A 24,823-nucleotide genomic window follows, 5' to 3' on the forward strand; every position below is an offset into this window, starting at 1 on the left:
GCCATCACTTTCTGCAGGGGGCGGGGGAGTCAGGGGCGCGCGTGGAGGCGGATCATGGCCCAGCTGATCGGGGGGAGGGTGGCGGTGAGCAGGGCGTCGTCGAGCTGCACGCCGGGCAGGGGGCGCGGCACGACACGGTCGGGGTCATCGGCCGTGTTCACGGCGTAGGGGTCCTCCTCGTGCAGAAGGACGGATTCGCTGATCTCGAACGTCCCGTCCTGTCCGCCAGCGCTCCGTTGTCCGAAGGCACCGAGCGGGAGCGAGATGTCGACCGCCTCGCCGGGGGCGCGGTTGACGGCGAACACGGTGAGGGCGCCGGCCCCCTCGTCCCAGGTGGCCACGGAGTCCAGGGCGAGACTCTGCCCGAACTTCGCATTCTCGGTGGCAGGGGAGTCGATCGCCGCTCGCAACACCTGACCGGAGGCGTGCTTCGAGGTGAGCGCGAAAGGATGGAAGATGGTCTGACGCCAGGCCCGCCCGCCCGGCTCGGTGCGGATCGGGCCGAGCACGTTGACCAGCTGCGCCTGCGAGGCAGAGGCCACCCGGTCCGTGTGCCGCAGCAGGCTGATCAGCAGCGACCCCACCACGACGGCGTCCTGCGCGGTGTACGTGGACTCGGCGAAGCGCGGCGCGATCGGCCAGTCGTCCCCCGTGGGCTCCGTGCCGGGGTCGCCGTGGGCATTGTTGGTCACGTTCCATTCGTCGAAGCTGATCATGATGCGCTTGTCGTGCCGCCCCAGCGCCCGCACGTGATCGCAGGCGGCGACGACAGCGTCGATGTAGGCGTCCATGTCGTCGGCAGAGGCGAGATAGGAGGCCTGGTCGCCGTCCTCCTCGCGGTAGTACACGTGCGCTGAGAGCATGTCGATCGCGTCGTACCCGGCTTCGAGCACCGCTTGCTCCCAGGCCCCGAACGTCGGCATCGAGGAGTGCGAGGACCCGCAGGCCACGAGCTCGAGGTCGGGATCCTCCAGGCGCATGGCGCGGGCGGTCTCCGCGGCGAGGCGGCCGTACACCTCGGCGGGACGATGCCCGATCTGCCACGGCCCGTCCATCTCGTTGCCCAGGCACCACATCCCGATGCCGTACGGCGCGGGATGTCCGTTGGCCGCGCGCCGGTCCGAGAGCGCGGTGCCCACGGGGGCGTTGGCGTACTCCAGCACGTCCAGGGCTTCCTGCAGCCCGCGGGTGCCGAGGTTGACGGCATACATCGGCTCGACGCCCGCCTCGGCCGCCCAGGCCATGAACTCGTCGAGACCGAAACTGTTGGGCTCCATCGAGTGCCAGGCCAGGTCGTGTCGCCGTGGTCGGTCCTCGGCCGGGCCCACGCCGTCCTCCCAGCGGTAGCCGGAGACGAAGTTCCCGCCGGGGTAGCGGACGGAGCTGACGCCCAGCTCACGGGTGAGCTCCAGGACGTCCGTGCGCCGTCCGGCGGCGTCGGCCGAGGGGTGTCCAGGTTCGAAGATGCCGGTGTACACGCAGCGCGCCATGTGCTCGACGAAGCTGCCGAAAGTGCGCCGGCGCACCGGGCCGACGCGGTGGGCGGGATGCAGATCGATCGTGCCGTGGAGGGTCATCGGTGACTCCTTCGCCCGCGGGGATCGACAGTGGGAGAGGTCCGCGGCCGGGTGCTTGCTGACTCTAGTTCAACGATGTACCTTGTGCCACACCTCACAGCGAATCTTTGCGAAGAGCGGTCGGCCGGCCGATGGGGGCCCCGACGCAGAACCCCGGGACGGCGTGCGCCGCCGGGTGGTCTCGACGACGAGACAGATCGGATCACGATGAGACGACGACGATTCCTGACCGGTGCAGTCGGCGCCGCCGCAGCCGCCACGGCGGGCGCCACCACCGGATGCGGCAACCTCCATTCCGGCGACCCCGACGTGCTGACCTTCATGTTCCGCGGCTCCACCGAAGAGCGCGAGGTGTTCTCCCGCGCCGTGGCCGTGTTCGAGGAGCGCACCGGGCACCAGGTCGACCTGATCTCCACCTCTGCCGACCAGTACGCGACGAAGCTGCAGACGGCGATCCTCGGCAATTCCACCCCCGACGTCTTCTACCTCGAACCGCCGCGAACCATGGCGTACGTGACCAACGGGGTGCTGGCGGACCTCACCCCCTTCGTCGAGGCGACCGACCTCCCCGTCGACGACATCTGGCCCGCCGGCCTGGACCTGTACCGCTTCGACGGTGATCGCGTCGGCACGGGGCCGCTGTACGCGATGCCCAAGGATGTCGGTCCGTTCTCCTTCGGCTATAACAAGACCCTTTTCGAGGAGATGGGCGTCGAGCCTCCCGACCCGAGCGTGCCGCTGGACTGGGATGAGTTCCTGGCCCGCTGTCTGGCGCTGACCGGGGACCGCGACGGCGACGGGGTCACCGACTCCTGGGGCACCTCGGTGAACATCGGGGCCGAGCTCCACAGCTACGTGTGGTCCAACGGGGGCTCCTGGCTCAGCGAAGACGCCCGCACCGTTACCATCGACACTCCCGAGTTCGCCGAAGCGCTGCAGTACGTCGTGGACCTGCGCGAGGTGCACGGGGTGACACCGTCGATCAACGAGACCGAGGGCCTGGACGGGTACCAGCGCTGGCTGCGTGGCCAGATCGGGTTCTTCCCGGTCGCACCGTGGGATCTGACCCTCTACCGCACCCTGGATTTCGAGTTCGACCTGTGCCCCTATCCGGCAGGCCGCACCGGCATCTCCGCCACGAACATCGGCTCCCTGGGAATCGGCGTCTCGGCGAGCAGTCGGCGCCCCGACCGGGCCGCCGAACTCGCGATGTTCCTCGCCTGCGATCCCGAGGCCCAGGCGATCATCGTCGGCGAGGGGCAGACCATCCCCAACACCCGCTCTCACGCTGCGACGTGGGTCCAGGACACGTCGATCGAACCGCAGAACAAGCAGGAGTACCTCGACATCGTCGAGGAGTACGGCCGGTTCGTCCCCAACACCCTCACCTACACCCCCGAATGGCTGGATGCCTTCTTCACCAATCTCCAACCCGTCCTCGAAGGCCGGCAGGACGTCGGCGAGTACCTCGCCGCCACCCAGCCCGTGATGCAGGGCTTCCTGGACACCGGGCGCGAGCAGTTCCGCATCGACCAGGAGGCGAACTCGCAATGAGCGCTACGACAGCCACGTCGAGCACGAGCCCGCCCATGAGCAGCCCCCTCCCGGCAGAGACCCGCCGGCCCGGACACATCCATCGCCCCGAACGGGTCTGGGGCCGGATCTTCATCGCCCCACCGGTGATCGGGTTCGCTCTGTTCGCGCTCGCGCCGCTGATCTTCTCCTTCTACGCGGCATTCACCCACTGGAACGGACTCTCCGCCCCCCTGTTCTCCGGGCTCGCGAACTTTCGCACCATGGCCGGGGACCCGCAGTTCTGGCAGTCTCTGGGCAACACCCTCTTCCTCATGCTGGGCGTCCCCCTCGGACTGGCCATCTCGCTGGCCCTCGCGCTCGCGCTGAACCGGCGCATCCCCGGCCGCGCCGCATTCCGCGTCATCTACTACCTGCCCGGGGTCTCTTCAGTCGCCGCCATCTCGATCCTGTGGCAGTGGGCCCTGAACGGCGACTTCGGCCTGGTCAACCAACTCCTGGCGACGGTCGGCATCGAGGGCCCGAACTGGCTGGCGGAGAAGATGTGGGTCAAGCCCGCGCTGATCATCATGGGCGTGTGGAAGGGCATCGGATTCTCCACCCTGCTCTATCTCGCGGCGCTGCAATCCGTGCCGCGCACCCTGCTGGAGGCGGCGATGCTCGACGGTGCCGGAGCCTGGCTGCGCTTTCGCCACGTCACCCTCCCGATGCTCAGCCCCGTCACGTTCTTCCTGGTCGTCACCGGGATAATCGGCAGCGCGCAGATGTTCGCCGAGATCAACATCATGACCCCGACGGGCGGCCCCGAATTCGGCTCCGCCACCATCGTCTGGTACATCTGGCAGCAGGGCTTCCAGAACCTCCAGCTGGGTTACGCGACCGCCATGAGCCTCGTCCTGGGGCTGATGATCTTCCTGGTCACGGCGATCCAGTTCTACCTGAACTCACGCAATGTCTTCACGGTGGAATGAGGAGGCCCCCATGGCTACCACCAGTGCTATCCCGACCGGACCCCTGCAGACCTCCGGGGTCACGCCCGACGATGCCCGTCCCCGTCCCAAGAAGAGCGACCGTCGCTTCCAGACCCCGGCCGATGTCGTCGTCTTCATCGTCCTGTGCCTCGGCGCGTTCACCATGCTGCTGCCCCTGGCGTGGATGCTCTCGACCTCCCTGAAGACCCAGGAGAACGTGTTCACCCTGCCGCCGCAGTGGATCCCCGATCCCGCGCAATGGGGCAACTATCTGCGGATCTGGGAGGCCGGTCCACTGCTGACCGGCATCATCAACTCCTCGATCGTGTCGCTGACGGTGATCACGATCGGCACGATCACCTCGTGCTTCGCGGCCTACGGGTTCGCGAAGATGCGAATCCCCGGCAAGAACGGGATCTTCCTGGCGCTGCTGGGAGGAATCATGATCCCGTTCCCGGCACTCATGATCCCCACCTTCATGCTGTTCTCGAAGATCGGCTGGGTGGACACGCTGCTGCCGCTCATCGTGCCGGGTCTGTTCGGCAACCTGATGATGGTGTTCTTCCTGCGCCAGTATCTGATGAGCGTGCCGGACTCCCTGATCGAGGCGGCCGTGATCGACGGGGCCACCCACCCGCAGATCTTCTCCCGCATCGTGCTGCCGCTGATCCGCCCAGCGATCGCTGCGCAGGTGATCCTGTGGTTCATGGGCACCTGGAACGATTACCTGGGCCCGATCATCTACCTGAACTCGGAGAACGTGCACACTCTGCAGCTGGTGATCGCGAACTTCAACGCCACGTACGCGGTCCAGACCGACTACCCGCTGATCATGGCGGCCTCGATCGTGGCGCTGCTGCCGGTGCTCGTGGTGTTCCTGGTGTTCCAACGCCAGATCATCGAGTCCATCGCGCTGACCGGCAACAAGGCGTGAGGGCGTGACCCTGACGGGCGCTCGCCCGAGCGCCGCCGGCGGCATCATGGTGGTCCTCGCCTGGGTGCCCCGGCTGGTCGCCGTCCACCTGACCTGGGTGGTGCTCGTGCTGATGGGGGCCGTGGTGGGCGGAGTCGCGCCGGCCACGGCGACTCTGGTCGCACTGCTGCATGGGGACGAGGATCTCGGTCGGGCCACCGGGCCCAGCGCGCTCGCCGTCGCGGTCCTGCGTCGGTTCCGCCGTGAGCTGGTCGCGGCGAATCGCGCCGCCGGGCCCTTCGTGGTGATCGCCCTGGCCGCCGGGCTGAACGTGGCCCTCGCGGCGGCGGGCGCCCTGCCCGGCTGGTTCTTCCCCGCGGGTTTCGCGGCCTCCGTCGTGCTGCTCGTGATCGCGACGCTCGCGGGCTTCCACGCGATCGCGCTGCACGTGCTGCGCCCCTCGGCCCCGGCGTCGACGCTCTGGCGCGGCGCGCTCGCCGGGGTGGTCCTGCTCCCGATCGCCACCGCGTCCTGGGCGATCACGCTGGCGGCGACGCTGCTGATCTCGGTGATCGTCCAACCCGTGGCCCTGGCCTGTGGAGGTGGGATCCTGGTGGCCGTGACCACTATCGTCCTCGTCCGCACCTGGCAGTCCCGGCTCGATGATGCCCTGCCCTCCGGGGCGGGTCGATGATGTCCGGGCCGGGGGAGCGGCCGCGCAATGCCACGATGCGGGACATCGCCGCCCGGCTCGGGGTGTCGATCAAGACGGTCTCCAACGTGGTCAACGACCGTCCCAATGTGGGCCCCGGCACTCGGGAGCGGGTGCAGGACGCGATCCGTGAGCTCAACTACCGACCCCAGGTCAGCGCGCAGCAGATGCGCACCGGCACCAGCGGGCTCATCACCCTCGCGATCCCCTCCCTGGCCGGCACCTACTTCTCCGAACTCGCCCAGGCCTTCGCGGACGAGGCTCAGCGGCGCGGGCGCAGCATCATGCTCCACAGCACCGCCGCCGGGCGCGAGGAGGAGCGCAGCGTGCTGGCAGGGTTCACGCGCGTGCTCGGCGACGGCGTCGTGTTCAACCCGTTGCTGATCGGAGAGGACGTGCTCGCGCACCTGGGACGCACCATCCTGCCCACCGTGTTCATCGGCGAGCACGTCGAGGAGGCGGACCTGCCCGCCGGCAGCGATTACGTGCGCACGGACAACCAGAGCGCCGCCCACGACGCGGCCGCGCACCTGCTCAGCCATGGCCGACGCCACCTCGCCTATCTCGGTGCGCTCGAGTCCACGGAGGCCCAGCAGGAGCACTCCACCAGCCGGCTGCGCCTGGGCGGCTTCCACCGGGCCCTCGCGGCGGCCGGTGTCATGGAGCCGGTGGTCCAGGCGGTGCCCGCCTGGAGCCAGGAGGGCGGCATCTCCGCCGTGCGCACCCTGATGCGGCAGCATCCGGAGATCGACGGGATCGTGTGCGGCAACGACGACCTGGCGCGCGGCGCCCTGCTGAGCCTTCACGCCCTGGGGATCGAGGTGCCCGGCAAGGTCTCGGTGATCGGCCATGACAACATCCTCGAGGCCCCGTTCACGTCGCCGCCGCTGACCACTGTCGACCCGGACAAGCGGACTCTCGCCGCGACCGTGCTGGACCTGCTGCTCGAGCGGATCGAGGGCTACGACGGCCCGCCGCGCGTGGTCGAGGCCCCGTATCAGCTGGTCGAGCGCGGAAGCACCGCAGCGCACGGCTGACGAGCCGCCCTCACACCACGCAGAACTCGTTTCCTTCGGGATCGGCCATGATCACGTGGTCGGGCCCGTCGGGGCCGGGGACCTCCTGGACCACGCGCGCCCCGAGGTCGGTGAGGCGCTCGACCTCCCTCCGTATCCGTGGCCAGCGCTGCTGCGCGGGGACCTGTCGGCCCCCTCCCACCTGCAGGTCGAGGTGGAGGCGGTTCTTGGCGATCTTGGGTTCGGGGACGCGCAGGAACGAGATCTTCGGTGCACTGCCCTGCGGATCATGGAGATAGGCGCCGTCGTCCCACTCCGCCTCGGGGACCTCGTGCGCGATCAGCCACGCCTCCCAGCTGTCGAATCCGGCTGGCACGGGGGCCGGCTCATAGCCGAGGGCCGCGGCCCAGAACCGGGCCAGCGCGGCGGGCGCGGAGCAGTCGATCGTGAGGTGCCAGGCGGTGGTCATGGCGCGGGGCGCTCCTGGTGTCGCGGGTGGTGTGTGGGCGGCCAGTTGATCATGACGGCACGACGTTCGACCCGCACCGGTCGTTCCTGGCCTTGCGCGCCCTGCCGGCGTGCCGTACGTTCGACGACGGATGTGTAAGCGGTTTCACCGCGGGAGTTCTCCGGCGACAGGTTCTCTCGCGCGCCCTGCCCCAGTGCGGCATCCGCCGCCCCACCTCGACCTGAAACCGTCGACCTCGATGCCTCTTGCGGAGGGCAGACCATGAGCCAGGACAGCGACCGCGCCGCGACCATCTACGCCGTCGCCCGGGAGGCGGGTGTCTCCACCGCCACGGTCTCCCGCACGCTCGCCGGCAGCGCCCAGGTCGCGCCACGCACCCGCGAGGCCGTGCTCGAGGCGGTGCGCGAGCTCAATTACCTGCCCGACGGCGCCGCCCGTGCCCTCGCCGGCCGGCGCACCCACGCGCTCGGCCTGGTCCTGCCCGATATCGACGGCCCCTACTACGCCGCCCTGCTGGTCGCCTTCGAGATGGCGGCCAGCGAGCTCGGTCTGTCCGTGGCGATCGCGCTGGCGGGCCAGGGGAGCCAGCCCGAACGCGCCGTGCGCAGGCTCGCCGGCAACGTCGACGGTCTCGCCTTCATGGCCCGCAGCTCCGCCGAGGATTCCCTCATCGCCGAGGTCGCCAAGCGCAAGCCCGTGGTCACTGCCGCTCGTGCCCGCATCCCCGGCCGGGATGCCCTGTTCGCCGAGAACCACGCGACCGCCGCGCGGCTGACCCGCCACCTGCTGGAGACCGGTCGGCGCCGCCTCGCTTTCGTCGGGCGGCCCGAGGAGCACTCCGACGTGGGAGCCCGTCATCGCGGCTTCGAGGCCGCCCTGGCCGAGGCGGGCCTGGAGCCCGCGCTCCTGATGGAGGTCGATTCCGTCGAATCGGAGGGGCTGGCCGTCGCTCGTCGCGTCGTCCAGGAGCGTCTGGAGCTCGACGCGGTGGTCTGCGGCAACGACGAACTGGCGCTCGCTCTCATGCACGAGCTGCAGGACCTCGGCGTGGACGTGCCCGGCGACATCGCCGTGGTGGGCTGGGACGACGTGATCGCCGCCCGCTACGTGCGACCGGGATTGACCACTGTGGCCCAGCCCGTCGACGAGCTCGGCGCCCTGGCCGCCCGCCGCCTCGCCGCCCTGATCGACGGCGATGAGGCCGCCGCGGAGCCCGTCGTGCTGCCCTCGCGCATCGTGCACCGAGCCACCTGCGGCTGCGATGCCCCGGGAGCCGAGCTCGAGGCATCGCCGTGACGAGCCTCCACCCTGCGGGCCGATCCCGGGCTCGACGAACCTGCCTGGAAGGGCGCTATCGGTACCGCAGAACGCCTTGTCAGGCGGGGTGCTCGCACGGGAGGGCCCGGTGCCCGACGGAACGAGGTGCTTCCCGGTGCGGATCTGGCTACGATCGACTCGGCCACTACACGCTCCAGTGACGGAGAGGGACACCATGCCCCACGAGGACCCCGCCGCGCCCCTGCGCGTCGGCATCATCGGCACCGGAGGGATCTCCCGCGCGCATACGCCCGGATGGATCGAGACCGGAGCCGAGCTGCACTGCCACAGCCTCGAGGGCGCCGACGCCTTCGCGGAGACCTTCGGCGCCACGGTCCACGCGACCCTCGAGGAGCTGCTCGCAGCGGTCGACGTCGTCGACGTCTGCACGCCCACCCCGGTGCACGCCGAGATCGTCCATCAGGCGCTCGACGCCGGCAAGGACGTCGTCTGCGAGAAGCCGCTCGCCCTGACCACCGAGGATGCCCGCTCCGTCGTCGAGCACGCCCAGCGCGTCGGCCGGACGCTCTTCCCCGCGCACGTCGTGCGGTTCTTCCCGCAGTACGCGGCGGCGCAGCGCGCCGTGGAGACCGGGGCCATCGGCCAGATCGCGGTGCTGCGCTTCGAGCGCACCGGCTCCTTCCCCACCCAGCCCTGGTTCGGGGACGAGTCGCAGTCCGGCGGCATCGTCATGGATCAGATGATCCATGACATCGACCAGGCCATCTGGCTGGCCGGGCCCGTCGAGCGGGTCTACGCGCAGCAGTCGATCTCGAGCGAGACCGACACCGTGCGCACCGCCCACGCGGTGCTCACCCACGTCGGCGGTGCCATCAGCCACTGCCGCGGGCTGTGGGGTGCCCCGGGAACCCAGTTCCGCTACACCTTCGACCTGGCCGGGGACGCCGGCCGCCTGCAGTACGACTCCGCAGGCGACCCGGGCGTCGTCTTCGACGAGGTCGCCACGCAGCGGCAGTCCACGGGTGACGGCTTCCTGCCCGACGTGAGCGGTATGCGCAGCCCGTACGCCGAGGAGATCCTCGAGTTCGCCGCCGCTCTCACCTCCGGCGGCCCCTCCCGGGTCAGTGCGGCCGACGGCGCCTACGCCGTCGAGGTCTCCCGCGCCGCCCTCGAATCCCTGCGCACCGGACGGAGCATCACATGCTGACCGCATCGCCCACCACGGGCACGCTGAAGATCGCGCTGATGAGCTGCGCGCACACCCACGCCGGCGCCTACGCCAGCCGCTTGGAGGCGAAGGCCGACATCGATCTCGTCGTCGCCGACCCCGATGGATACGGCGACGTGCAGGGCACGCGCCTCGTCGGCTCCTACCAGGAGGCCTGGAACGCCTGGCCCGATGGACCCGATGCCATCGTCGTGACCAGCGCGAACGCCCATCACAAGGATCTCGTGCTGGAAGCGGCCCGTCGCGGCGTCCATGTGCTGTGCGAGAAGCCCCTGGCCACGAACATCGCCGACGCCGAGGCGATGGTGGCCGCCTGCCGCGAGGCCGGTGTGGTGCTCATGACCGCGTTCCCGGTGCACTTCGCCCCGGCCGCTGAGGCCCTGCGCGCCGCGGTCGCCGACGGCGCCCTCGGCGAGGTCATCGGCATCACCGGCACCAACAACGGCAAACTGCCCGACACGCGAGCATGGTTCACCGACGTCGAGCTCGCCGGCGGCGGTTCGCTCGTGGACCACACCGTGCACATCGCCGAGATCCTCGATTCGATCTTCGGGGAGCCCGCCACGGTTCACGCCACCGTCAACCGCATCCTGTGGGCGGACCGGGCCGGCGAGGGCGCGGAGACCGGAGGGCTCGTCACACTCACCTACTCCTCCGGGCTGGTCGCCACCATCGACTGCTCCTGGTCCCAGCCGGCCGACGCCCCGACCTGGGGCGGCCTGCGCATCCAGGCGGTCGGCACCGGCGGGCAGCTCCAGGTCGACGCCTTCGCCGAGCACGTCGGCGGGCACGGCCAGTGGCTGGCCTATGGGGTCGACTCCGACTCGGCGCTGCTCGAGGCCTTCCTGGGTGCCGTCCGCTCCGGTGCGACCGCGGAGCCTTCGGGTGACGTCGGTCTGCGCACGGTGCGGGTGGTCGCCGCAGCGCAGGAGTCCGTGCGCAGCGGGCAGCCGGTGGAGCTGGCGAGCATCTGAGCGGAGCGGCGTCGGCGCCGCTCCCTGGGCAGGGGTCCGCTCCGAGCAAAGTCCTGATTCTGGTCCCCTGGCCAGGCCAGCTAGGTATCCTATGGGAAAACGGATAACCAGTGCGTGAGGGCATGGAGTACTGACCCGCCCTGACGCCGTCGAAGGGACTCACCATGGCCATCAAGCGACAGGTTCTGCGCGACGAGGTCGAGGGGCTCATGCTGGAGCGGCTGCTCGAGTCCCGCTGGGCCCCGGGCTCGCGTCTGAGCATCGATGGGCTGGCCCGGGACCTCGAGGTCTCGCCGACGCCGGTGCGGGAGGCGATGGTGTCCCTCGAGCGCTCCGGCCTGGTGGAGTATGTCGCTCTGCGCGGCTACGTGGTCGCCCCGATGCTGAATCGCGATCAGATCACCGAGCTCCTCGAGGCTCGCAAGACCATCGAGCTGGCCGTGCTGGACCGCGCCTTCGAGCACTGGGACGAGCTGGTCGAGGACCTCGAAGCGGCCCAGGCGGTGCACGCCGAGATCATCACCCGCATCGAAGCGGCGGGCGACGTGTCCTACGAACTGGTCAGCGAGCACTTCCAGGCCGACTGGGGCTTCCACCAGACTCTCTACAAGTACGCGGACAACCGCTACCTGGCGCAGATGTTCGAGAGCCTGCGCACCCACACCCACCGCATGCGCCAGACCTGGGAGGGCGGGCCCCTGCAGCTCGACGCCCGTGAGGCGTACGAGGAGCACGGCGCGATCCTGGAGAAGGTGCGCCGTCACCACCATGACGCGGCGCTGAAGGCGCTGACCGATCACCTCGACGCCGTGCTGGAGCGCTCGCTCACCACCGTTCAGGACGAGTCGGCGACGGCCGCGGATGGCGCCCCGGCCTGAGCTGGACCCCGACGACGCAGGGAGACTCCTCAGGGCCCGACCTGACGGAGGTCGGAGTCGACCTGGCTCCCGGAACCGGTCAGGTCCTTCCTCATCCACCGACACGGCTCTGCCGCATGATGTTCGGTGTGCTGATCGTCGATCCAGGTGTACCGGTCGATGTAGTCCTGACGGGTGTCCTCGTAGCCGAGCCGCAGGTACAGCGCCTTGGCCCGAGGATCGTCCACGCCGAGTCCGAGGACGCGATGCCCGCGCCCCGTCACCTCGTGCTCGAGCAGGCCGAGCATCTGGGTTCCGATCCCGTGGGATCGGAGATGCTCGGGCCATACCTGGAGACCGTTGACCTCGGGGCACCGGGGAACGGTCGGATCGACGCAGCCGTTCCACCGGATCTCGCAGGATCCGACGAATGCCTCCGGGGACTGCAGGCACGATGCCAGGTAGTACGTGCTGGTCCCGGCCTCCTGGCGCGCGAACCTCACCGAATGGGTGCGGCTGTTGCCGGTGGGCGCCCACGCTTCCAGCGCCTCCAGATCGGTTGGCTCGCACGGACGGAGGAACACGTCGCAGCTCTGCATGCCTCCATCGTCGGGCACATGAAGGGTCGACGCTATGCACCAACCGGGGCGAGGGGCACGTGACGGGCTAGCAGAGTGCGGGTTTCAGCGGTCCTCGAACGGGCTCGCGCTCTGGTCGGGGAGTCGCAGTCGGAGGAATTCGGAGTGGACGTCGAGCGATCTGGTGACCCCTTCGACGGCGTCGCGTTCGATGCGGTCCAGCTCTTCGCCGAGGGCCGTCAGCTGCTGGTCGATGCTGTGCAGATTCGTCAGCGCGCGCTCTTGAGCTTCACCCGTGACGGATGAGAGGAAGCCGATGGTGTCCTCCAGGGCGCTCACCAGGTCGGGGACGTAGCGGGCGGCCGTCCCTTCCAGCATCAGCATGTCCTGGTCCGACGCGCGACGCGCCTGCATCGGCGCGGAGTCCACCAGGGAGTCGATCCGCTGCAAGAGCGACTCGGCGCGGTTCAGCACCGGCTTGACGGCGGGACCGGGCCGACGTCGTCGCATCCGACTGAGGCGTCGGCTCTCCTGCTTCGTGGATCTCACGATCTTCTCGAGCACCGGGCGAGTGCCCACAGGCATCTCCGCGCGGGCCGTGTTCAGCCGCACTGGCCCCTGTCGCCGGTTGCGCAGCAGAAACGCTGCACCTCCGCCGACGACGACGCCGACCCCCAGGCCGGCCAGTACGGGGGCCAGGAGTCCGGCACCCCCGATGAGGCTGCTCACCCCGAGCACGAGGAAGCTGCTGATCCCGATGGTGCCGCCCAGGACAGACGGGACGACGACGGTGAGCCAGCGACCCCGCCGCCGTGGCATCGCGAGAGTCTTCGGGACCGGGGCATGGACGGTGCCCTCGAGCGGGTGCGGGACGGGGCTCCACGCCGGGGCTCGTCCTCGCGACGTGGGTGGACGGACGGGGGCGCGGCCCCTACGATCCGGCCGAACATTCGGTGATCGGCTCGTGTTGCTCACAGATACCCCCTGATCTCCCGTGGGATAGAGGTCAGCGACGAGACGGCAGGTCCGTTCCGATTCACGGGCAGAGCCCGCCTGCACACCTCGTCATCGACCGGCACCAGGATATCGCGCGTTCTCGAACCCGGCCTGGGGGCAGGCACCCGGGCGGACCACCGCGCCAGTACCCACCGTGTGCGGCGCGCCTGGGGAGGGCGAGCGCTGCAGCTCGATGCCCGACCCTCCTGCTACAGCTCGCGCAACGGCGAGGTCATCTCCCCTCCGGCATCGCCGGTGTTGACCGTTCCGCGGGGTTCGATGAGCAGCGCGTGGACCTCCTGGGTGGCTTTCGGGCGATGCTCGACGCCCCGCGGGACCACGTAGACATCATCCGGGCCGAGGAGGACATCGCGGTCACGGAGTTGGATCGTGAGTTCGCCCTCCAGGACCAGGAACAATTCGTCGGTGTCGGGATGGGAGTGCCAGACGAACTCCCCCTGAAGCTTGACGATCTTCAGGTCATAGTCGTTGATGCTGGTCAGCCGGTGCGGTTGCCAATGCGCGGTGACCGCAGCGAGTGCCGACCGCAGGTTCTGTACGTCGTTGTCCATGGGGCGACGCTAGCGGCCGTGGCTGGGCAGTGGGTACGTCGGAATCAGCCGTAGTCGACCGAGACGGTGCGGCCGGCGCCTTCGAGGCGGATGGTGCCTCCGTAGGGCAGGATCCACTGCGGTCGAGTGTGACCGAAGGGCACCCCGATGCAGACCACGGCACCTGCGTTGTAGCGTCCGAGCTGCTCGAGGATCACGTCGCGCTGCGCCGCCCGCAGACTCTCGCGCCGCTCCGAGAGGGGCGCGGGGGAGCCCAGCGCGCTGACCGGTGGACGGGCGACGAGCACGCCGGAGACCGCCTCGAGGACTCCCCGCTCGCCCAGGGCGCGCACCCAGCGTGCTACCTCGTTCGCAGAGGGGAGCTCCTCGCTGGTCTCGAGTAGGAGGATTCCGCCGGCAAGGCTCTTCACGGCAGGCATCCGACCGGCCATCGCGATCTGGTCGATCACTTCGAGGCAGCCGCCCCAGGTGCGACCTTCTACCGTCACCTCCGGACCGGACCATGCCCACGGCCCGGTCGGTTCCCGCGAGCCGAACTCGGTCAGTGCGCGGGGATCGGTCCAGGAGTGGCCGACGTCCTCCGACTCTCCCGGCTCAGTCAGCTCGATGACGCCACCGTCCAGCAGAGCGGCGCGTAACGAGCGCCGGTGGATTTCGTCCACGCGCGGGCCGGGGCCGAGATGAACCTGCGTCGAACCGCCGTAGAAGCTGGGGACCCCGAGGCTCCAGAGCAGATTGTGAAGGTTCGTGTTGTCGCTGTAGCCGAGGAATGGCTTCGGATGTGCGGCGAGGACATCTCCTTCCAGGTGCGGGATCACGGTGATCTGGTCATCGCCGCCGACCGTCGCGATGATCGCCCGGATCGACGGGTCGGTGAAGGCGCTCATGACGTCGTCGGCGCGCGCAGCGGCACTGGCGCCCAGCTGTCGAGTGGTCGGGTACTCGACAGGGACGAGCCCCGTCGTCTCGGTCAGCCTGCGCATCGCCTGCTCGTGGACCGACTCTGAGATGGCGGGCGCGGCGAAGGCCGGGGAGAGGACGGCGATGCGGTCACCGGGCCCGGCCTTGGCAGGTGAGCTGAAGCGTGGGGGAGTCATGACCTGAGTGAAGCAGACCCCTCGTCCCAGTCGCATCGGCGGGAGCACCTGCTGATCAGCGTGCGGAGACTTCCAGATAGCGGTCGAGCAGCTCAGGGCCGAGCGTGGCGGCGGCGCCCGGCTCCATGCCCGCCAGTTGCAGCGCGAGTCCGTCGACGACGGCTTCGAGCACAGCTGCATCCCGGTCGTCGAGGGGCTCGGGCTCAGCGCGCGGAGCGTCGCGGTCGCCGAGGATGGCGTCACGCCGGGCTCGGAGGAGTCGCTGGTAGAGCTCGCGCAGCTGCCCCTCGAAGCGCCGTGAGAGTGCGGTCAGCTCGGAGTCGGTATGGGCGTGGGTGGTGAAGGAGAGCCACACCCGGAACTCGCGGTGGCGCTCGTCGTTGAGGGGGAGCAGTTCGAGCAGGATCGCACGGGTCCATGCCAGGACGGGTCCGGTGCGCGGCATGGCCGTCAAGCGCTGCGTGAACCGTTCGGCGAGGAGCTCCATCGCGAAGTGCACCATCTGAGCGCGAGCGGGGAAGTGGTACTGAACCGTCCCTCCCGTCACGCCGGCCTCCGTGGCGACCGCACGGACGCTCACCCCTGCGACGCCCTCGCGGGCCACTGTCCGCCACACAGCTTCGGCGATTCGGAGCTTGCCATCCCTTGAGTTCTCCACGAGCGGCATCATACACTCGTAAGACGAGTCTTACGTTCGTACGGGAGGTGGGTGAATGGCACAGGTCCTGGACTCAGCTGATGCCGAGACCGAACGGGTGCCTGGGCGGCGGCTGGCACTGCTGTGGGCGCTCGTCGTCGTCGGCCTGGCACTCCACAATGCCGAGGAATGGATGTTCGGCCTGACCAGGTGGATCGACGATCATCCCTGGATGCCGGGTGGCTCGCTGCACGGTGATCAGGCACAGTTCGGGCTCGCGCTCGCCCTGGTGACCGTGGCGGTGCTCGCCACGGCCATCACCGCAGTGGTGAGCCGCGCCAGGTGGAGTGAAGCGGCGCTGGTGAGCATCGCCTACGCGGTGATCGTCAACGCCGGCAGCCACCTCGTGATGAGTGCAGCGTCCTGGAGCCTGATGCCCGGGGTGGTCAGCGGTGCCCTGGTGCTGCTGCCGATCGGGCTGCTCGTGACCAGATCGCTGCCGCCGATGAGATGGACGACGGGGTCACTGGCGATCACCATCGCCGCGGCAGTCCTGCTGGTGCTGGGATCGCTCGTGATCGCCGCGGCACTCTCGACGGTGCTCGGGGCGCTGCGTTGATCCGGCGGGCGCGGTCTGTGGGATCCCGAGATCGCCTGAGGGGAAAGGGCCGGAGCGAGAGCCTGAAGGTACGCCGACGGGACACCGAACCGGCTCGTTCGTCGGGCCACCTCGCCTCGGTCCTGTTCCTGTTTGCGGTCATCGCCGTCGTGGCGTGGCAGTTCGGGGGAGTGGCGGACGACGGAGCGCAGATCCAGGTCCTGAATCCCCAGCTGGCGCCCGCCTGGCGCGTGCTGATCTTCGCGGTGCTCGCGCTCGAGGTCGCGCTCCTCGTCACGGCGTGGAGCATCGGCCGCTGGACCCCTGCTCTGGCGGTGGCGAACATCGTCATCAATGGTCTCGGCGTCGCCGTGACCCTGATTCCGCTGGCGCAGGGCGTCCTGCTGATGGACGACGTGCCTCAGCAGATCTCCGGAATCACCGGCGACGATGGCGAGTGGTCCGTGCCCGTCGATCTCCTCGCCATCGCCGTGATCGTGCTGGCGGTGTGGGACAGCGTCGATCGTGCGCGCCGGGCCGGTCTGGGTCGCGGGTGAGGCGACGGCCGGCTCGGGCGGACGCAGGGCGCCGGTGGGACATCGCCGGGCCTGCAGCCACTGGAGAGGGTGCAGGGCCTCGACGTGCGTCGAGCGGCTCGGGATCAGCGCGCGGCGTGCGCCTCGGCGATCCGCAGCAGCTCGAGATAGCCCCCGAGCTCCCAGGCGGTGCGGCCGACGAACAGCCCGGTGACGTGCTCGATGCGCAGCAGCTCGGCGGCGTTGTCCAGGTTCACGGAGCCGCCGTAGAGGATCCCGGTGACCTTTCCGGTGTAGGCCTCTCCGAGCGCGGCGAAGGGCTCGATCAGTTCTTCGACGGTGGCGGGGCGGCCCTTCTCGCCGATCGCCCAGATCGGCTCGTAGGCGATGACCACCCGGGAGAGCTGGTCGGCGCTCAGACCCTCGAGAGCGCCCGCTGCCTGCTCGAGGATGAACTCGGCGGAGCCGCCGGCGTCCTTCACCTCGAGGCTCTCGCCGATGCACAGCAGGGGAGTGAGCCCGTGGCGCAGGGTCGCGGAGACCTTCCGCCGGGTGGTCTCGACGGTCTCGCCGAAGTGCTCGCGCCGCTCGGAGTGGCCGATCTCGACGATCTGGGCCCCGGCGTCCTTCGCCTGAGGGACGGAGACCTCACCGGTCCAAGCGCCGGCGTCCTCCCAATGGGCGTTCTGCACGCCGAGCAGCACCGGCGAGTCGGCGCCGAGCACCTCACCCACCGCGGTGGTGGCGGTGAACGAGGGGATGACGAAAGGCTGCACGCCCGTCGGGGCGACCCCGCCGAGATCGTCGCGAAGGCTCTCGGCCCAGGCCCGACCCTCGTCGAGCGTCTTGGTCATCTTCCAACTGGTGCCGATCCACAGGGTGCTCATGGCGCGTAGTCCTTCCGTCCGGGCGAGCGTGCCGCCCGTCGTGGTGGTTCAGGTCAGGTGTTCTCGTCGATCACTGCCGCCAGCCGCCAGCCGCCAGCCGCCAGCCGCCAGCCGCCAGCCGCCAGTCGCCAGTCGCCAGCCCCAGCCACTGCCTCCGCCCCCCCCGGGGCACTGTCGTCATCCCTCGGGGCCGTCGCGAATCGCCTCGCGCCGACCACACAGGGTGTCGAGCACCGAGCCGCCCCAGTTGATCGACGAAAACTTCCCATCCATGGAAGTTTTCGTCGACAAACTCGGTAACCCGCGGGTTGCCGGGGATCCGCGGGTGGCCGGGGATCCGCGGTGGCCAGGGTGGCCAGGGATCCGCGGTGGCCGGTGTGGCCGGGATAGGCGGGTTGGGCGGGGTGGCCGGGTCAGCGGGCCCGGCGGTTGTTCAGGCCTGGTCGAGGGAGCCGTCGTAGGCGCAGATCGCGTCGACCTTCTCGGCGGAGGACGAGGTGGGGTCGAACTCGAGGTCCAGCCATACCTTGATCAGCTCCTTCGCAGCTTCGAGGCCGATGACGCGCTGACCCATGCACAGCACCTGCGCGTTGTTCGACAGGACCGAGCGCTGCACGGAGTACAGGTCGTGCGCGGTCACGGCACGGACGCCGGAGACCTTGTTGGCCGCGATCGCCACGCCCAGGCCGGTGCCGCAGATCAGCAGGGCGCGATCGGCCTCGCCCGCGGCGACCTTCTCCGCTGCCGCGACGGCGACGTTGGGGTAGAAGGTGCCGTCGTCGGCCGAACCGACGCCGACGTCGAACACCGACTCGACGCGGTCGTCCGCCTCGAGCAGCGTCTTGAACTCTTCCTTGTAGCCGAAGCCGGCGTTGTCGCCGCCGACGATGATCTTCAGTGCCATGAGGTGTGCTCCTTGGTGAGTGGTGGTGCCGGGGGACGAGAGCTCAGGCGAGATGCTGCCCGAGCTCGGTCATGAGGATCGAGAAGGAGATCGCGCCGGGGTCGGGAGTGCCGAGCGACTTGTCGCCCAGCACGCGGGCACGGCCCAGATTCGCGGTGATGTCCGCGGTCGCGTCGGCGGCGGTGCGCGCGACGCCGGCTGCCGCGAGGATCGCCTCGGACGCATTCTCCCCGGTGAAGGCATCGGCCAGGGCCGCGCGGAAGGGAACGAGGGCGTCGACCATGGTCTTGTCGCCCACCTTCGCACCGCCCAGGCGCAGCACCGCGTCGATGCCGGCGTCGATCGCGTCGACGACAGCGCGCTGAGAGCTGCCCGCGTCATCGGCGAAGACGCTCGCGGCAGCGGTCAGGGCGCCGCCCCACAGGGCTCCGGACGTGCCACCGGCGGATTCGGCCCAGGCCTCGCCAGCGCGGACCAGCAGGGTGCGGGCACCGGCCCCGTCCTGGAGAGCAGTCTTCGCGGCGGCCGCGGCACCCTTGGAGCCATAGGCCATGCCCTGCCCGTGGTCGCCGTCGCCGGCGATCGCATCGATCCGGCCCAGCTCGGCCTCCTCGCGCACGCAGACGGCGGCGAACAGGTCCAGCACGGCGGCGGCCTTCGTGGCGACCTCGCGGGACTCCTCGGTGGACGCGGGCGTCTCATCGGCCCCGGCCTCCCAGAAGGAGTCGCGACGAGGACGCTGAACGGCGGGCATCGCCCCGCGGTGGAAGGCGGGGGTGTCGACCGGGGCCAGCCAGTGCGCCTCGAGCTCCTCGTCGAGGAAGACCAGGGACAGCGAGAGCCCGGCCATGTCGAGGCTGGTGATGAACTCGCCGACCTCGGGGCGCACAGGCGTGATGTCCGCGGCCTCGAGCAGCTCGGCGACCTTCTTGTAGACGACGAACAGCTCCTCGTACTTCACGGTGCCCAGACCGTTGACGATCACCGCGGCGCGGCCCTGGTAGCCGCCCTCCGCCCGCTCCGGCTGCTCGGCGAGGACGCCCTCGACCAGGAGCGTCGCGATCTCCGCGGCGGTGCCGATGGGCTCGTCGCGCACGCCCGGCTCGCCGTGGATGCCCAGGCCCACACCCATCTGGCCGTCGGGCACATGGAACAGCGCCTCGGGGGCGCCGGGGAGGGTGCAGCCGTCGAAGGCGACACCGAAGGATCGGGTGGCGTCGTTGGCCTTCCAGGCGATCCGCTCGGCCGTATCGACATCCGCCCCGCCCTCGATCGCGGCGCCCGCGATCTTGAAGACCGGCAGGTCACCGGCGATGCCGCGGCGGTCACGGTGGTTCTGCGGCGTGTTGGAGACGATGTCGTCGCTGACCTTGATGATGCGCACGTCGATGCCCTCGGCGCGCAGCTTCTCGGCGGCCGCGCCGAAGTGGAGGACGTCCCCGGCGTAGTTGCCGAAGCCGAGGATCACGCCGCCGCCGTTCTCGGCATTGCGGGCGACCGAGTACACCTGGGAGGCCGACGGCGAGGCGAACACGTTGCCGCAGGGGGCGCCGTGGCCCATGCCCGGGCCCACCCAGCCGGCGAACGCCGGGTAGTGGCCGGAGCCGCCGCCGATCACCAGGGCGGGCTGGCCCTGCGGGGTCTCGGTGGCGCGCACGACGCCGCCGTGCACCACTGCGACATGGTCGGGATGGGACAGGGCGAGGCCGGCGACCGCATCGTTCGCGAACTCGGCCGGGTCATTGAAGAGATACGTCATCGGTGAAAATCCTCCACGGGCGTCCGTACGGGGAGCCGACGGCGCGCGGTCGTTGCCGAACTTGTCGGGGCGAGGGCCCCGTAGTCCAGATAATCCTATAGGAATTGTGGGCGGGCGAACAGTGGGAGTGTGACGCGGTGACCGAACTCGCCGGTCATCGGTGCAGCGGTGGTGCCGGCGCTCGGCCCCTCCGCCGCTCGGCGAACCGGTCAGACGATCAGCCAGACGACCCCGAGGATCGCCATCGAGGTGAATCCGAGGATCGTGGTCATCACCGACCAGGTGCGCAGGCCGTCGGCCACGGAGAGCCCGAGGAACTTCGTGGCGATCCAGAAGCCGGAGTCATTGATGTGCGACAGGGACACCGAACCCAGACCGATCGCCAGGATGATCAGGGCGACCTGCACCGGTGAGTAGTCGCCGGCCAGAACGGTGCCCTGGACGATGCCCGCCGCGGAGAGCGTCGCGACCGTGCCGGAGCCTTGGGCCACCTTGAACGCGAGGGCCACCAGGAAGGCCAGCAGCAGGATCGGCACGCCCGCATCCAGCAGGAGCCCCGAGACGGCATCGCCGACCCCGGTCTCGGTGAGGACCTTGGCGAAGACGCCGCCGGCGCCGGTGACCAGGATGACGATCGCGGCCGGGCCGAGAGCGGCGTCCATCACCTCGCTGACCTGCTGCCTGCCCCATCCGTACATGATGCCCAGCAGGTACATCGCCCCCAGCGTCGCGACCAGCAGGGCGAACCCGGGAGCGCCGACGAAGGCCAGCACGTTCGCCGCGGTCGAGCCCTCCGCGGCCAGGAGGGTCCCGACGGTGCCGCTGGCGATCATCAGGATCGGCAGCAGGATCACCGCGACGACGAGCCCGGCCGGCGGGCGGCGCTGCGCGTGCGCGGGACCATCCGCCCCGCCGGTCGAGCCGGCACCGGTGGGGCTGCCCTCGCTGTCCGCGGCGCCCCGGCCCGTCGAGTAGTCCAGGCTCGCGGCGCCGGCTGCCGCGTACTTCTCCTGCATCGCCGGCGAGAGCTCGAACACCCGGGAGGTGATGCGCTTGCCCAGGACGTACACGAGAACGCCCATCGGGATCGCCAGCGCGATGCCCATGATCGTCACCAGGCCCATCAGGTCCTCACCCAGCAGGGTGGTGGAGCCGACGACGCCCGGATGCGGCGGGACCGTGTTGTGGATGAACACCATGAACACCGCGACCGGCATGCCGAGGGCGACGGGGCTGCGATGCCCGGCGGCCTTGGCGAAGGCGAAGATGATCGGCACCAGGATGATGAAGGCGACGTCGAAGAAGATCGGGATCGCGATCAGGCCGGCAGACGTCAGCAGGGCGGCCTCGAGCCGCTTCTCGCCGAGGACCTCGGCGGCGCGTCGGGCGATGATCTCGGCGCCGCCGGTCTTCTCGATGATGCCGCCGAGCATCGCGCCGAGACCGACCAGCAGAGCGACCGAGCCGAGGGTGCCGCCCATGCCCTCGATCATCAGGGGCACGACGTCCTGGATGGCGATGCCGCCGGCCAGCGCGGTCAGGACGGCCACGAACAGCAGCGAGATGAAGGCCGGCCACTTGAGCTTGATGACCGTGAACAGGAGGATCGCGATCGCGACGACCGCGATCGTGATCAGAAGAAGAGGGTCCATCATTGGGCCTTTCGGGAGGGGCCGGGGCGACCCTCAGGCCGCCCCGGCGACGAACTGCGGTCTCAGCGCTCGATCGAGTCGAGGTCGAGCATCGTGGCCAGGACCTTGTCCAGCTCCGCGTCGTCCCAGATCTTCGTCCAGTCCTCCTTGATGATGGATTCGCGGCCGTAGTCCATGGCGCGCAGGCAGGCGTCGGAGAAGGGGTTCGATCCGCGCAGCGCATTGGTGAGCGAGATGAAGATGTGGCCATAGAACAGGGCCTTCACGGCCTTCTCCGGGATGCCGACCTCGTTGATGGCGTGGTCCATCGAATCCTTGAGGAACTGCCCGATCATGCAGCCGGTGGTCTCGACCAGGGTGGGCTCGAGCTGGGCCAGCTGCTTGATGGTCACCCAGTGCACGTCGATGACGGGGGCGTAGATCGCGCGGATCACCGCGGCGGTGCGCTCTCGGACGGCGTCGTCCTCGCCCTCGTAGGCGGCCACGACCTCCTGAGGTGCGGCGATGCCACCGAAGGTGTCGGCCCACTCCTCCTTGGTGGTGCGCTCGAGGAAGACCGACGGGTGGGCCGGGTGCGCGCAGGCCTGATGCACGCCCTCACGCTGCGCGAGCAGGCCCGCGTAGGCGGCCGCGGGATCGAGGGTCAGGAGCACTGAACCGTCCTTCATCAGCGGAACCACCTGCTCGGAGACCTTCCCGAGGATCACGTCGGGGATCGCGAGGATGACCACGTCGGCCAGCTGCGCGGCCTCCTCGAGCGCCGTGACCTCGCGGCCCAGCTCGGCCAGGCGCTCCTGGCCGGCCTCGGACGCCTCGACGTAGTAGACGGGTGCGTCGGTGAGGTTGAGGTTGTTCGAGACGCGGGTGCCCATCTTGCCGGCGGCGCCGACGACGGCGACGCTGATCGACGGATCCAGCTCGACGCTCTTGCCGAACAGGGGGTTCAGTTCCTTGCTGGTCATCTCTGACTCCTTCGGTGTGCAGCGTCCCGGGGTGGAGCGCTGGGGTCGGCCCGTGCGGGCCGGGGGACGACTCGGCCGCGAGGGCCGGGTGGGGCGGGTGCGACCGGCGTCGGCCGACGGTCGCGTGCTCAGGTGACGTGGGTGTCGCGCCACTCGCGCAGGGCGGCGAGCGTGCGGTCGGTCCATTCGCGCTCGGTGGCGAGCGTGGTCTCGAGATCGCCCTGCCAGGGCAGCCAGTGCTCGACGATCGCGCTGGGGGAACGGCGTGCGGCGTGGGCGGGTCCGTCGTCGGTGCGTGCGGAGCGCTTCCCGGAGAGGGGGGCGGCCCCGCTGTACACGGCGGACAGCTCGTGGTCGAGGTCGAGCAGGCCGTCGCCGAGGGGTGCGCCGGAGTAGGTGAAGCCCACCCAGCCCTCCTGGCGGGCGAAGGCGAAGTCCTTCACGTGCAGGTTCACGGTGTGCGCTGCGCAGGATTCGACCACCTGCTTCGGGTGCTCGAGGGCGGAGACGCAGTTGGCAGGATCCAGGCAGATCCCCACCAGTGGACTGTCGACCTGCTCGATCACCGCGAGCAGGGTGGCGGTGGGCACCTGTTCGTAGGTCTCCAGGGCGAGGGCGATCCCGCTGGCCTCCAGGCGCGGGAGGGTGGCGCGCAGCTCGTCGGCCGCGGTCGCCGCACCGCCGGCGATCTCCGGGGCCTGGATCATCGAGCGCAGCGTGCGGGCGCCGAGGGCCTCGGCGATGTCCACGTAGCGGGCAAGGTGCTCACGGCCGATGGTTCGGGTGCCCAGCTCGAGCTCGATGCCCAGGATCTCGGCACGCTCGCGCAGGGCGCGCAGGCCGGCGGGGTCCTCGGCCTCGATGCGGGGGTCGTCGCAGATCTGGAACACGTCGCAGCCCAGGCGGGCGGCGCGGTCGATCATCCCGGGGATGCTCAGGGGGTCGCGGTGGGTGTTCTGGAACTCCCAGAACAGGGCGTAGGTGCCGATGCCGATCTTCATGCGCGGTTCACTCCATCGTGCGAGTCGCGGTCTGCCGAGGGTCCGGTCGGAGGGATTCGTGCGACGGGACCGGAGAGATGCTTCCGGTCGGCCGTCGTTCCGGACGTTGCACCGCACACTAAGCCCAGATCGACAGATTGGTCAACCGGTTGGCCAGTTGAGAGGTTGTGCCCGGGGGAACCCGCCGTGATGTCGGGAGCGGGACACAGGGGTGCCGGTACTGTGAGGCGCTGTGAGCACCTCATCGCAGCCCTCCTCCGGGCCCGTTGCCGACGACGCGTCGACGCCGCCCCGCTTCGGGCCGGGCCGGGCCGTGCCGGAGGGGTTGAGCCGTTCCCCGAGCAGCGCCGTCACCTACCGCCTGCTGGATCTGCTGCTGGGCGAATCGATGCGTCCCGGCGACCGGCTGCCGGGGGAGCGCGCGCTCGCCGAGGAGCTCGGCGTCGGTCGCAGCGCGGTGCGCGAGGCGATCTCCGCACTCGAGGTGCTCGGGGTGGTCGCGACCCGGGCCGGCTCCGGCACCTACTTGCGTTCGAGCACCTCGGAGCTGCTGCCCAGCACCTTGTCGTGGTCCCTGCTCATGGATCAGGAGCGCACCGCCGAGCTGAGCGTCGTGCGCGGGGCGCTGGAGCGTTCGGCAGCTCAGCTGGCCGCCGCGACCGCGACCGCGGAGCAGAAGGCCGAGCTGATGCGTCTGGTCCAGGAGCAGCGCGCGGCGGCGAACGACCCCGAGGGGTATGTCGCCGCCGACGTCGCGTTCCACCGCGTGCTCGCCCAGATCGGCGGGAACGGCCTGATCAACGAGCTGCTGGCCACGACTCGCACGCTCCTGCGGGTCTGGTTCGACCGCGCCGTCGACAACCGCCAGGACATCGACCGCGCGATCGCCGAGCATGACGCGATCGCGCGTGCCATCACCGCCGGCGACGCCGCCGGGGCCGGTGAGGCGATGGAGCAGCACATGGCCACCGCCTCCGAGCGCATCCTGCGCGAGGCGCGCCCGAGCGACTGATCCCGGCTCTCCCCGAAACCTTCTGGTTCTCGGCGCCGAGTCGACGCTCGCTGGCGACGTGAAGACGCCCAGAGAGCCGAAAGTCTGCAGTGACCCGCGGAGGC

At 69.9% G+C, this 24,823-nt stretch carries 25 protein-coding genes; 12 read left to right on the forward strand and 13 right to left on the reverse strand.

Features of this window, described 5'->3' with window-relative positions; all coding sequences use genetic code 11:
• Positions 1–29: 29 nt before the first annotated feature.
• Positions 30–1,577 carry an alpha-N-arabinofuranosidase gene (locus INT51_RS11415; RefSeq protein WP_193105437.1) on the reverse strand — a complete coding sequence of 516 codons (1,548 nt, stop codon included), beginning with the start codon at positions 1,575–1,577 and terminating at the stop codon, positions 30–32.
• A gap of 207 nt (positions 1,578–1,784) precedes the next feature.
• Here INT51_RS11415 and INT51_RS11420 point away from each other — a divergent pair, with 207 nt between their 5' ends.
• From INT51_RS11420 to INT51_RS11440, 5 genes are read left to right on the forward strand one after another with little or no spacing between them, the layout of a single operon-like run.
• Positions 1,785–3,131: a sugar ABC transporter substrate-binding protein gene (locus tag INT51_RS11420; protein ID WP_193105438.1), complete on the forward strand. Its 1,347-nt coding sequence runs from the start codon at positions 1,785–1,787 to the stop codon at positions 3,129–3,131.
• Between the two features lie 35 nt (positions 3,132–3,166).
• On the forward strand, positions 3,167–4,081 hold the full coding sequence (locus INT51_RS11425; RefSeq protein ID WP_193105439.1) for a carbohydrate ABC transporter permease: 915 nt from the start codon (positions 3,167–3,169) through the stop codon (positions 4,079–4,081).
• Between the two features lie 10 nt (positions 4,082–4,091).
• The gene (locus tag INT51_RS11430; RefSeq protein WP_193105440.1) at positions 4,092–5,015 is read left to right on the forward strand and encodes a carbohydrate ABC transporter permease; all 924 of its coding nucleotides are present in this window, start codon (positions 4,092–4,094) and stop codon (positions 5,013–5,015) included.
• Positions 5,016–5,019: 4 nt separating this feature from the next.
• Entirely contained in the window at positions 5,020–5,688 is a 669-nt protein-coding gene (locus INT51_RS11435; protein WP_193105441.1) for a DUF624 domain-containing protein, read from the forward strand.
• A complete protein-coding gene (locus tag INT51_RS11440) occupies positions 5,685–6,743 on the forward strand; it encodes a LacI family DNA-binding transcriptional regulator (protein ID WP_193105442.1) in 1,059 nt (352 codons plus the stop codon). The genes INT51_RS11435 and INT51_RS11440 overlap by 4 nt, the downstream gene beginning before the upstream one ends.
• Before the next feature lie 10 nt (positions 6,744–6,753).
• Here INT51_RS11440 and INT51_RS11445 read toward each other — a convergent pair whose 3' ends face one another.
• Positions 6,754–7,191, reverse strand: a complete 438-nt coding sequence (locus tag INT51_RS11445; protein WP_193105443.1) for a VOC family protein — start codon at positions 7,189–7,191, stop codon at positions 6,754–6,756.
• Between the two features lie 261 nt (positions 7,192–7,452).
• Here INT51_RS11445 and INT51_RS11450 point away from each other — a divergent pair, with 261 nt between their 5' ends.
• The 4 genes from INT51_RS11450 (at position 7,453) to INT51_RS11465 (ending at position 11,549) form a co-directional block, all read left to right on the forward strand.
• Positions 7,453–8,487, forward strand: a complete 1,035-nt coding sequence (locus INT51_RS11450) for a LacI family DNA-binding transcriptional regulator (RefSeq protein ID WP_193105444.1) — start codon at positions 7,453–7,455, stop codon at positions 8,485–8,487.
• A gap of 196 nt (positions 8,488–8,683) precedes the next feature.
• Positions 8,684–9,676 carry a Gfo/Idh/MocA family protein gene (locus INT51_RS11455; protein WP_193105445.1) on the forward strand — a complete coding sequence of 331 codons (993 nt, stop codon included), beginning with the start codon at positions 8,684–8,686 and terminating at the stop codon, positions 9,674–9,676.
• Positions 9,670–10,671: a Gfo/Idh/MocA family protein gene (locus INT51_RS11460; RefSeq protein WP_193105446.1), complete on the forward strand. Its 1,002-nt coding sequence runs from the start codon at positions 9,670–9,672 to the stop codon at positions 10,669–10,671. The genes INT51_RS11455 and INT51_RS11460 overlap by 7 nt, the downstream gene beginning before the upstream one ends.
• Before the next feature lie 164 nt (positions 10,672–10,835).
• Positions 10,836–11,549 carry a GntR family transcriptional regulator gene (locus INT51_RS11465; protein ID WP_193105447.1) on the forward strand — a complete coding sequence of 238 codons (714 nt, stop codon included), beginning with the start codon at positions 10,836–10,838 and terminating at the stop codon, positions 11,547–11,549.
• Positions 11,550–11,578: 29 nt separating this feature from the next.
• Here INT51_RS11465 and INT51_RS11470 read toward each other — a convergent pair whose 3' ends face one another.
• The 5 genes from INT51_RS11470 to INT51_RS11490 form a co-directional block, all read right to left on the reverse strand.
• Positions 11,579–12,127, reverse strand: coding sequence for a GNAT family N-acetyltransferase (locus tag INT51_RS11470; protein ID WP_193105448.1), 549 nt, complete (start codon positions 12,125–12,127; stop codon positions 11,579–11,581).
• An 84-nt stretch (positions 12,128–12,211) separates the two neighbouring features.
• On the reverse strand, positions 12,212–12,925 hold the full coding sequence (locus tag INT51_RS11475) for a hypothetical protein (RefSeq protein WP_193105449.1): 714 nt from the start codon (positions 12,923–12,925) through the stop codon (positions 12,212–12,214).
• Between the two features lie 386 nt (positions 12,926–13,311).
• Complete coding sequence (locus INT51_RS11480) at positions 13,312–13,674, reverse strand: cupin domain-containing protein (protein WP_193105450.1); 363 nt, start codon at positions 13,672–13,674, stop codon at positions 13,312–13,314.
• A 44-nt stretch (positions 13,675–13,718) separates the two neighbouring features.
• Positions 13,719–14,771 carry a S66 peptidase family protein gene (locus tag INT51_RS11485; RefSeq protein WP_193105451.1) on the reverse strand — a complete coding sequence of 351 codons (1,053 nt, stop codon included), beginning with the start codon at positions 14,769–14,771 and terminating at the stop codon, positions 13,719–13,721.
• A gap of 55 nt (positions 14,772–14,826) precedes the next feature.
• Complete coding sequence (locus tag INT51_RS11490) at positions 14,827–15,429, reverse strand: TetR/AcrR family transcriptional regulator (RefSeq protein ID WP_193105452.1); 603 nt, start codon at positions 15,427–15,429, stop codon at positions 14,827–14,829.
• 55 nt (positions 15,430–15,484) lie between these two features.
• On the opposite strand from INT51_RS11490, the gene INT51_RS11495 reads away from it, so the two are divergent.
• Together INT51_RS11495 and INT51_RS11500 are read left to right on the forward strand one after the other, a co-directional pair.
• Complete coding sequence (locus tag INT51_RS11495; protein ID WP_193105453.1) at positions 15,485–16,027, forward strand: HXXEE domain-containing protein; 543 nt, start codon at positions 15,485–15,487, stop codon at positions 16,025–16,027.
• 17 nt (positions 16,028–16,044) lie between these two features.
• Complete coding sequence (locus INT51_RS11500) at positions 16,045–16,563, forward strand: hypothetical protein (RefSeq protein WP_193105454.1); 519 nt, start codon at positions 16,045–16,047, stop codon at positions 16,561–16,563.
• 104 nt (positions 16,564–16,667) lie between these two features.
• On the opposite strand, the gene INT51_RS11505 is transcribed toward INT51_RS11500, so the two are convergent.
• The 6 genes from INT51_RS11505 to INT51_RS11530 all read right to left on the reverse strand — a co-directional run bounded on the left by INT51_RS11505 (position 16,668) and on the right by INT51_RS11530 (position 23,707).
• Positions 16,668–17,429 carry a triose-phosphate isomerase gene (locus tag INT51_RS11505; RefSeq protein ID WP_193105455.1) on the reverse strand — a complete coding sequence of 254 codons (762 nt, stop codon included), beginning with the start codon at positions 17,427–17,429 and terminating at the stop codon, positions 16,668–16,670.
• A 433-nt stretch (positions 17,430–17,862) separates the two neighbouring features.
• Entirely contained in the window at positions 17,863–18,333 is a 471-nt protein-coding gene (locus INT51_RS11510) for a ribose-5-phosphate isomerase (RefSeq protein WP_193105456.1), read from the reverse strand.
• A 43-nt stretch (positions 18,334–18,376) separates the two neighbouring features.
• Entirely contained in the window at positions 18,377–20,092 is a 1,716-nt protein-coding gene (locus INT51_RS11515) for a dihydroxyacetone kinase family protein (protein WP_193105457.1), read from the reverse strand.
• Positions 20,093–20,301: 209 nt separating this feature from the next.
• Complete coding sequence (locus INT51_RS11520; protein ID WP_193105458.1) at positions 20,302–21,744, reverse strand: SLC13 family permease; 1,443 nt, start codon at positions 21,742–21,744, stop codon at positions 20,302–20,304.
• Positions 21,745–21,806: 62 nt separating this feature from the next.
• Complete coding sequence (locus INT51_RS11525; protein ID WP_193105459.1) at positions 21,807–22,706, reverse strand: phosphogluconate dehydrogenase C-terminal domain-containing protein; 900 nt, start codon at positions 22,704–22,706, stop codon at positions 21,807–21,809.
• 128 nt (positions 22,707–22,834) lie between these two features.
• On the reverse strand, positions 22,835–23,707 hold the full coding sequence (locus tag INT51_RS11530; RefSeq protein ID WP_193105460.1) for a sugar phosphate isomerase/epimerase: 873 nt from the start codon (positions 23,705–23,707) through the stop codon (positions 22,835–22,837).
• 232 nt (positions 23,708–23,939) lie between these two features.
• On the opposite strand from INT51_RS11530, the gene INT51_RS11535 reads away from it, so the two are divergent.
• The gene (locus tag INT51_RS11535) at positions 23,940–24,719 is read left to right on the forward strand and encodes a FadR/GntR family transcriptional regulator (protein ID WP_304502167.1); all 780 of its coding nucleotides are present in this window, start codon (positions 23,940–23,942) and stop codon (positions 24,717–24,719) included.
• Positions 24,720–24,823: the final 104 nt, after the last annotated feature.

The organism is Brachybacterium sp. FME24 (assembly GCF_014897705.1).
Lineage (GTDB): Bacteria > Actinomycetota > Actinomycetes > Actinomycetales > Dermabacteraceae > Brachybacterium.